5 protein-coding genes and 4 tRNA genes are annotated in these 6,000 nt (G+C 37.0%); 3 read left to right on the top strand and 6 right to left on the bottom strand.

All coding sequences use genetic code 11. From position 1 onward, the window contains the following. Positions 1-422: 422 nt before the first annotated feature. The 4 genes from H5084_RS07025 to H5084_RS07010 form a co-directional block, all read right to left on the bottom strand. A tRNA-Met gene (locus H5084_RS07025) sits at positions 423-499 on the bottom strand. A gap of 40 nt (positions 500-539) precedes the next feature. Beyond that, positions 540-616, bottom strand: a tRNA-Met gene (locus tag H5084_RS07020). Positions 617-764: 148 nt separating this feature from the next. Then, positions 765-841: transfer RNA gene (locus tag H5084_RS07015), tRNA-Met, on the bottom strand. 298 nt (positions 842-1,139) lie between these two features. Then, a tRNA-Met gene (locus tag H5084_RS07010) sits at positions 1,140-1,216 on the bottom strand. Between the two features lie 478 nt (positions 1,217-1,694). On the opposite strand from H5084_RS07010, the gene H5084_RS07005 reads away from it, so the two are divergent. The 3 genes from H5084_RS07005 (at position 1,695) to H5084_RS06995 (ending at position 4,924) form a co-directional block, all read left to right on the top strand. Further along, positions 1,695-2,048: a hypothetical protein gene (locus H5084_RS07005; RefSeq protein WP_028869634.1), complete on the top strand. Its 354-nt coding sequence runs from the start codon at positions 1,695-1,697 to the stop codon at positions 2,046-2,048. 484 nt (positions 2,049-2,532) lie between these two features. Continuing rightward, positions 2,533-3,429, top strand: a complete 897-nt coding sequence (locus H5084_RS07000) for a glucosaminidase domain-containing protein (RefSeq protein WP_051369209.1) — start codon at positions 2,533-2,535, stop codon at positions 3,427-3,429. A gap of 259 nt (positions 3,430-3,688) precedes the next feature. Then, the gene (locus H5084_RS06995; RefSeq protein WP_259396694.1) at positions 3,689-4,924 is read left to right on the top strand and encodes an outer membrane protein transport protein; all 1,236 of its coding nucleotides are present in this window, start codon (positions 3,689-3,691) and stop codon (positions 4,922-4,924) included. A 260-nt stretch (positions 4,925-5,184) separates the two neighbouring features. On the opposite strand, the gene H5084_RS06990 is transcribed toward H5084_RS06995, so the two are convergent. Both H5084_RS06990 and H5084_RS06985 read right to left on the bottom strand, forming a co-directional pair. Then, on the bottom strand, positions 5,185-5,487 hold the full coding sequence (locus tag H5084_RS06990) for an RnfH family protein (protein ID WP_028869637.1): 303 nt from the start codon (positions 5,485-5,487) through the stop codon (positions 5,185-5,187). Between the two features lie 24 nt (positions 5,488-5,511). Then, a complete protein-coding gene (locus tag H5084_RS06985) occupies positions 5,512-5,949 on the bottom strand; it encodes a type II toxin-antitoxin system RatA family toxin (protein WP_028869638.1) in 438 nt (145 codons plus the stop codon). Between the last annotated feature and the right edge of the window lie 51 nt (positions 5,950-6,000).

The following is a 6,000-nucleotide window of genomic DNA, read 5'->3' as shown; positions in this document are numbered from 1 at the left end:
ACCTTCGCCATTGTTTACAGAGAGTTGAGCCCGACGAGATGCTAGACTGCTTTATCGTGTATCAATATTGGGAGTTTTATTGTTGGGTTTTACCTTCTAAAAGAATTAGAAGTTGGTTGCGAGAGTAGGACTTGAATCTATGACCTTCGACATTGTTTACAGAGAGTTGAGCCCGACGAGGTACTAGACTGCTTCATCGCGTATCGCTATTTGAAGTTTTATTATTATGTGTTTTTTTCTTGTGATTATGTCTTCTAAAGAGTTTAGAAGTTGGTTGCGAGAGCAGGACTTGAATCTATGACCTTCGCCATTGTTTACAGAGAGTTGAGCCCGTCGAGGTACTAGACGACTCAAAAAAAATATCACTTTTATTTAAAAATATGATGTTTTCTTTTAAGGGATCTTCTAAAGAGATTAGAAGTTGGTTGCGAGAGCAGGATTTGAACCTACGACCTTCGGGTTATGAGCCCGACGAGCTACCAGACTGCTCCATCTCGCGTCCGGATTTGATATTTCTTTCTTATTCTTTAAACAAAAATTGGTTGCGAGAGCAGGATTTGAACCTACGACCTTCGGGTTATGAGCCCGACGAGCTACCAGACTGCTCCATCTCGCGTCCGGATTTAATGTTTCTTTTTCTAAAGCTTTTCATTTTAAAAATCGGCAGCGACAGTAATATTTTAATCTACGATCTTCGCCATTGTTTATAAAGAATTGAACTCGAGGAACTTTTCTTCTTGTAAACAAAATTTTCCAAAACATATTGGTTGCGAGAGCAGGATTTGAACCTACGACCTTCGGGTTATGAGCCCGACGAGCTACCAGACTGCTCCATCTCGCGTCCGATATATAAAACTTATACTTAAAAAGATTGGTTGCGATAGTAATATTTTAATCTACGATCTTCGCCATTGTTTATAGAGAGTTGAGCCCGATAAGCTTTTCTTCTCTTAAACAAGATTGGCTGTGATAGTAATATTTTAATCTACGATCTTCGCCATTGTTTATAGAGAGTTGAGCCCGATAAGCTTTTCTTCTCTTAAACAAGATTGGCTGCGATAGTAATATTTTAATCTACGATCTTCGCCATTGTTTATAGAGAGTTGAGCCCGATAAGCTTTTCTTCTCTTAAACAAGATTGGTTGCGAGAGCAGGATTTGAACCTACGACCTTCGGGTTATGAGCCCGACGAGCTACCAGACTGCTCCATCTCGCGTCCGTTTAAGTGCGGCGAATGATATAGAGATCACATTATATTGCAAGCGTTATTTACAGTATTGTAAGAAATTAGTAGTTGTTTGCTTGAATAGTGAACAAATTGGTGTTTTAAGGTGGCAGTTAGCTAGTATTCTGTTTTATAAGTAATAATTATCGTTTTTAGTGAAAATGCTTTATTAATGAGTTTGGATTCAAGTGAAAAGGGGGAATAAAAATGATGGGCCTCTTATAAGGATCATTTTATTGAGACAAACGCTGAAATTGCATTTATCATACAAATGTTTTCTAGGCATTAAAAAGCGTTCATTATTTTAAAGCTATTTTTTAATGGTCATCGTTTTAATGATCATAATTTGCATTAGTCATTTTTTAACGATGATCCTTATTATTTTGTTAAAAGCGTGAGCTATTGAATTATTAATGTTGAATCTACAATGCTAAATAATACTCGTCCCGTTTGAAATTAAGAGGTATATATGAAAAATAAGGATACAACACAGAGTGATTCAATCCTTGAGGATTTAACTGGTTTTCGTCCAAAAGAGTTTGTGATCATAATTGCTGTTGCGTATATGTCAGTATTGACTATTCCGATGGTTGTTGCGTCTTTGGGATTGCCTGCATTACCGGTTGTGATTGGGATCATGCTGATCCAATATTGTCTTTTATACTTTGTTGGTAAAACGCATGGCGGTAGTATTTTAAAAACCATGAGGAGTAATGGTTTTATCGGGTGGCTTATGTGGTTGGCATTATTATGTATGTTAATGCTACCTATTATTCATTTGTTGAATCTAGCAGGTTTGTTTTCAGGCAGTTCTGCATTGTAATTAAAGTGGGTGGGTAGTTTACTAGTATTGTTACCCATCACACTCATTAAGCATTCCATGTAACATGTTAAAATGGCTTACTTCTTCCTCGTAAGTTTTGTGTCTGTTTTATTAATGACGACTCTGCGTATTTTTTAACAATACCCTTGATTTTTAGTGGCAGAGCCCATACTTACTTTAAGATGCTTAATAGTTAAAAGCGGACTAATGATTAACCTCTTTAACGACATCAATTTACAATTCATAGTAAACCTTTTTTCTTCGTACCACGTATATAGTCTATTGATTAAAACTTTGTTGACGGTAAAAAATATAGTGTATTCATGTTTTTTTATTATTTTACGAATTTATTTGTAGGTCGTGTTGTCATATCGCAATCAATTATTAGCCTAGCCATTAGCGATACTAATGGTGTTATTTATTTTATTACTACTACAGTGAAACGGTTAACGAATTGGAAGTTAACTATTTTACGGAGATTTTTATGAAAAAATATATTATCGGTATGCTTTGTAGCGTGCTATTTTTATCTGCCTGTTCAGAGAAGATTTCGCCTACTCAGCAATTGATGGCTAACCCTACTGAAATTAAAATTACTTCTTTAGAGGATCTAGAAAAGGTATTCAATGATTTACATTATACGCCTGGTTATTGGGATAAAGGCTCAAAGGAGGTGCCGCGTTTAACCTTTGAGGGGATTAGCCCTGAGTGGCAGGAAGTTTCTCAAAATATGCCTGTGAACGACAAAAAGAGTATTTTTTTGCGTTTGATTTTACCCTTAATACTGGTCTCAAATGAAAATATTTTACATGAGCGTAAGGTGGTAAAAAATGCCAAACTAACGTCTCCTGATTTAATCAACATTGCTATCAAATATCGTGTTATCGATAAAGAGACAACCGCTTTAACCAATAAGCTTAAACAGCAGTTATTGAAGCGCGTTAATATTATTCCGCCTTCGTTAGCATTGGCACAAGCAGCAGAGGAAAGTGCTTGGGGAACGTCTCGTTTTGCACTTGAAGGAAATGCACTGTTTGGGCAGTGGGATTTTAGTGGCAATGGGATTAAACCAAAGCAGCAACGTACTGAGTTAGGTGATTATGGCATTGCGCGATTCGATACTCCGTTAGCGTCGGTAGAAGGTTATATGTTGAATATTAACTCTACTTCAGCATATCAATCATTACGTGACCTGCGAGCAAAACAAGTTGCGGCGAATAAGACCTTTTCAGGTACTTTATTAGCGGGTACGTTGATTAAATATTCTGAACGTGGACAGGCATATATTGATGGGTTACGTGAACTGATTAGCTATAATAAATTAGGTGTCACTGACGACACTTTTTTGTCTGATAACAATTTAATACATCTTGTTTATTAATATTCATTTAAATTTTTAGATCTTCCTTGTTTACGCTAGTGTATTAATTTCAATCACTTTTAATGCACTAGCTAGCTGTTAAATTTATTCAATCCCTTCCATATGTCGGCAATTATGTAAAATTTAATGATAAGCATTTGCACTCTGTCACGCTTTTAATGCATAACTGCGTGCAAATGTTATTTCTGAATTATGCTTCTTCTATAACTATTAAGTGATAACGCGATACAGCCGAGTTCACGACAGCAAGGATGATAATATGCGCACTCAGATGCAAGGTTTATGTTTCTTTAAAAAAACACTCTTAGCGAGTGCGATTTCACTCACTGCATTACAAGTAAATGCTGCAGGGTTTCAGCTTAATGTTCAATCTGCGACAGGCTTAGGGCGCGCTTTTGCTGGTGATGCTGTGATTGCCGATAATGCCTCTGCAATGGCGCGTAATACGGCAACGATGGCTCTATTTGATAAAACATCAATCTCGACGGGATTAAATTTTTTAAAGACTGATATTAATATCAAAAATGCAAACTACACAGGCCCAACTGCACCTAGTGGCGCGAGTTCAAATTATGATGATGCTGGAGGTATCTCTATTGCACCAAATATTCATGTGATATTCCCACTTAACGAAAAGGTGGCAGTGGGTTTCGATATTTATTCAAATTTTGGTACGGCCACTGATTTTAATGACTCTTTTGTTGGGTCTGAATATGGTGGTTTAACCGATGTTAAAAGCTTGAACTTAGGCTTAGCCGTTTCTTATCGATTCAATAAACAATGGAGCGTCGGCGGTGGGTTAGACATCATCTATGGGACTGGAGAACTGAAACGCGAATTGAACGTCGGCAGTAAAGTAACAGTGTTAGATGCAGATGCAGCTGGATTTGGCTTAGGTTTTAACTTAGGCACCGTTTTTGAGTTGAATGAAAATAACCGATTTGGTTTGTCGTATCATTATAGCCCTGAATTAAAAGCAAAAGGGGATATTACTTATCGTGGCGTGACAGCTAAGGATGATACCCTGTATATGGGATTACCTGATATGGCGGAGTTTTCTGGATACCACCGTATTAAAAACACACCCTATGCGGTGCATTACAGTGTGCAGTGGATTGGCTGGTCATCGTTTGATACCTTAGATACAAAAGCGTTCGGCACGATTAATGATTATCAATGGAAAGATACAATGCATTTTTCATTGGGCGGAACCTATTACTTAAGCGACACATGGACATTACGTGCAGGTTATATGTATGACCAAAGTGCGCAAGATAAAGTGACTTCTATTTCGGTACCAGACTCAGATCGCCAATGGTTCTCTGCTGGGTTCACTTATCACTTGTCAGAAGATGCTAATATTGATGTTGGTGCAACTTACTTATTAGGTAAAGATGTGGATGTTGATGAACAAAAGACAGGAATTTCTAAAATCACCGGAACAACGCATGCTAATGCTATATTAGCGGCTGTCCAATACAGTCATCAATTTTAATTACTATTAGTTTATAAAATCGTAAAGTAATTTATAAAACCAAAACATATTATAAAACCGAAAAGGTAACTTGTAGTAAAAACCAAAAAAGCGCCTAAAGGCGCTTTTTTTGGTTATTATTAAGGAGTTTTATCTAGCATTTATGTGTAGAGTTATTACACTTCCATTTTTAGATCACATCGTCATCTGCCTAACAACTCGATTATTCTCACTCGTTGAAAAAGAGTTTCTAGGTTGCATTCAATGCTAATCGTTAACTGTTATTCATTCTTCTTCGCTTGCTTGGCTTTTTCTGCTCTTAGTTTACGCATTTCTTTGGGGTCGGCTGTCAGTGGGCGATAAATTTCAATTCTATCACCTTGCTTAACCGTATTGTCGAGTTTATCTGGCTTACTAAAAATACCTACAACCGCTTCACTAGGCACAATTTCAGGAAAGTGTTTTACAATACCTGATAACTTTATACAGTTTTCAATCGTTGTCCCTTCGGGTACTTTTAATGACAACAAAACTTGCTTGTGGGGAATGCCATAAACCACTTCGATATCTATTAACCCACTCATTTGCATGCTCCCTCGAGATAAATATTAACGTGCACCGTAAACGGTCTTTGCTCTGTTTGAAAAAGATTTAACCATAGAGCCGATTAATTCATGAAAAACACGTCCAAAGGCTAATTTAACAATGGAATTACTAAATTCAAACTCTAAATCTAAACTCACTTTACAGGCTTGCTCATCTAAAGCTGTGAAAGTCCAACCACCACTTAAATGTTTAAAGGGGCCTTCTAGCAATTTCATCGAAATAGATTGGCCTTCAACCAATGTGTTTTCTGTAACAAAGGTTTGACTAATACCCGCTTTAGAAACTTTAATGGACGCTTTCATTAAATTCACTTGATCTAACAAAACCGTTGTTTCACTACAACCTGGTAAAAACTCAGGATAAGCATTCACATCATTCACTAGTTGATACATTTCTTGTGCGCTATACATCAACAATGCGCTGCGTGATACTTTAGCCATATCTTACCTCGTTGAAAAAGGGTATCTTACACGATGCGATGCGCGAACTGA

It is taken from the genome of Psychromonas sp. SR45-3, from assembly GCF_014163575.1.
In the GTDB taxonomy this organism is placed as follows: domain Bacteria; phylum Pseudomonadota; class Gammaproteobacteria; order Enterobacterales; family Psychromonadaceae; genus Psychromonas; species Psychromonas arctica.
The sequence above is the reverse complement of the archived record's forward strand: the minus strand, read 5'-3'. Positions and strand labels throughout refer to the sequence as shown.